Source organism: Arthrobacter sp. 35/47 (genome assembly GCF_000520475.1).
Taxonomy (GTDB): Bacteria; Actinomycetota; Actinomycetes; order Actinomycetales; family Micrococcaceae; genus Arthrobacter_D; species Arthrobacter_D subterraneus.
On record NZ_KI914581.1, the window covers coordinates 143204 to 145012 of the forward strand.

Here is a 1809-nt window from a genome sequence, read left to right on the forward strand (position 1 = left end):
CGATGCCGCTGATGTCGATGGTGGGCGCGCCGTGTCCGGCCATGGTTCTCCTTCGGTAGGGATATTCGGCAATTGGAAGAGCAGGCGTCAGCTCTGCTGGACGATCTTTTCCTGGGGGCGCTGGTGGAACCGCTCCTCGAGGTGGGACAGCTGGTGGTTGAGGCGGTCGCGTTTGGTCTCAAGATAGTGCTGGTTCTCCAGCCGCGACGGAATCTCGGAAGGAACCATCGATTCCACGGCGATGCCGTACCGCTCAAGATGCTCGCGCTTTACCGGGTTGTTGCTCAGGAGCCGGACCGTCGTGATTCCCAGGTGCGTGAGGATCTCCGCGGCGGCCTGGTAGTCCCGCGCGTCGACGGGCAGTCCAAGCTGCTCGTTCGCCTCCACCGTGTCGGCGCCGTTTTCCTGCAGTGCGTAGGCCCGCAGCTTGTTTGCGAGCCCGATTCCGCGGCCCTCCTGCCCCCGCAGGTAGACCACCGTTCCGCCCTGCTCCTGGATCAGTCCGAGGGCCTGTTCCAGCTGCTCCCCGCAGTCGCAGCGGTAGGAGCCGAACACATCGCCGGTGAGGCACTCCGAATGCATCCGGACCAGCGGTGCGCCGTCGGCAACGTTGGTGTCCGGTGAGGACATGGTCAGGTGCTCCACACCGGACGCCGTGTCCACCCAGGCCTGCGCGCGGAAGGATCCGAATGCCGTCGGGATGCTGACCACCGGGCCGCCGGCCACCGCACTCATTCCGCAGCTCCGGTTTCCCTCGCAGCCAGATAGGCCGCGAGGTCCTCGATCGAAATCAGCGGCGCCTGGAAGCGGGTGGCGAATTCCCGCAACGCGGGCAGGCGCATCATGCCGCCGTCGTCGTGGGTGACCTCGGCAATGACGGCGAGCCGGAGCGGCTGCTCGCGGCCGATGCCGCTGATGTCGATGGTGGGCGCGCCGTGTCCGGCCATGGTTCTCCTTCGGTAGGGATATTCGGCAATTGGAAGAGCAGGCGTCAGCTCTGCTGGACGATCTTTTCCTGGGGGCGCTGGTGGAACCGCTCCTCGAGGTGGGACAGCTGGTGGTTGAGGCGGTCGCGTTTGGTCTCAAGATAGTGCTGGTTCTCCAGCCGCGACGGAATCTCGGAAGGAACCATCGATTCCACGGCGATGCCGTACCGCTCAAGATGCTCGCGCTTTACCGGGTTGTTGCTCAGGAGCCGGACCGTCGTGATTCCCAGGTGCGTGAGGATCTCCGCGGCGGCCTGGTAGTCCCGCGCGTCGACGGGCAGTCCAAGCTGCTCGTTCGCCTCCACCGTGTCGGCGCCGTTTTCCTGCAGTGCGTAGGCCCGCAGCTTGTTTGCGAGCCCGATTCCGCGGCCCTCCTGCCCCCGCAGGTAGACCACCGTTCCGCCCTGCTCCTGGATCAGTCCGAGGGCCTGTTCCAGCTGCTCCCCGCAGTCGCAGCGGTAGGAGCCGAACACATCGCCGGTGAGGCACTCCGAATGCATCCGGACCAGCGGTGCGCCGTCGGCAACGTTGGTGTCCGGTGAGGACATGGTCAGGTGCTCCACACCGGACGCCGTGTCCACCCAGGCCTGCGCGCGGAAGGATCCGAATGCCGTCGGGATGCTGACCACCGGGCCGCCGGCCACCGCACTCATTCCGCAGCTCCGGTTTCCCTCGCAGCCAGATAGGCCGCGAGGTCCTCGATCGAAATCAGCGGCGCCTGGAAGCGGGTGGCGAATTCCCGCAACGCGGGCAGGCGCATCATGCCGCCGTCGTCGTGGGTGACCTCGGCAATGACGGCAGCCGGCTCGACGCCGGCCAGCCG

General features: G+C 66.5%; 4 protein-coding genes. All 4 read right to left on the bottom strand.

The window, feature by feature from the left end:
- Positions 1-87 precede the first annotated feature (87 nt).
- Entirely contained in the window at positions 88-735 is a 648-nt protein-coding gene (gene ribA / locus X803_RS0101050) for a GTP cyclohydrolase II (RefSeq protein ID WP_026543681.1), read from the bottom strand.
- The gene (locus X803_RS0101055) at positions 732-947 is read right to left on the bottom strand and encodes a 3,4-dihydroxy-2-butanone-4-phosphate synthase (protein WP_026543682.1); all 216 of its coding nucleotides are present in this window, start codon (positions 945-947) and stop codon (positions 732-734) included. The genes ribA (X803_RS0101050) and X803_RS0101055 overlap by 4 nt, the downstream gene beginning before the upstream one ends.
- A 44-nt stretch (positions 948-991) precedes the next feature.
- On the bottom strand, positions 992-1639 hold the full coding sequence (gene ribA / locus X803_RS16955) for a GTP cyclohydrolase II (protein WP_026543681.1): 648 nt from the start codon (positions 1637-1639) through the stop codon (positions 992-994).
- Positions 1636-1809 (bottom strand): 3,4-dihydroxy-2-butanone-4-phosphate synthase (locus X803_RS22455; RefSeq protein WP_162149173.1); only part of this gene is annotated, 174 nt, incomplete at its 5' end. The genes X803_RS22455 and ribA (X803_RS16955), both read right to left, overlap by 4 nt.

What these genes read in the sequence shown, in the direction of transcription:
- ribA (WP_026543681.1), bottom strand. Translation starts at nt 1,639, where the DNA reads ATGAGTGCGGTGGCCGGCGGCCCGGTGGTCAGCATCCCGACGGCATTC.
- ribA (WP_026543681.1), bottom strand. Translation starts at nt 735, where the DNA reads ATGAGTGCGGTGGCCGGCGGCCCGGTGGTCAGCATCCCGACGGCATTC.
- X803_RS0101055 (WP_026543682.1), bottom strand. Translation starts at nt 947, where the DNA reads ATGGCCGGACACGGCGCGCCCACCATCGACATCAGCGGCATCGGCCGC.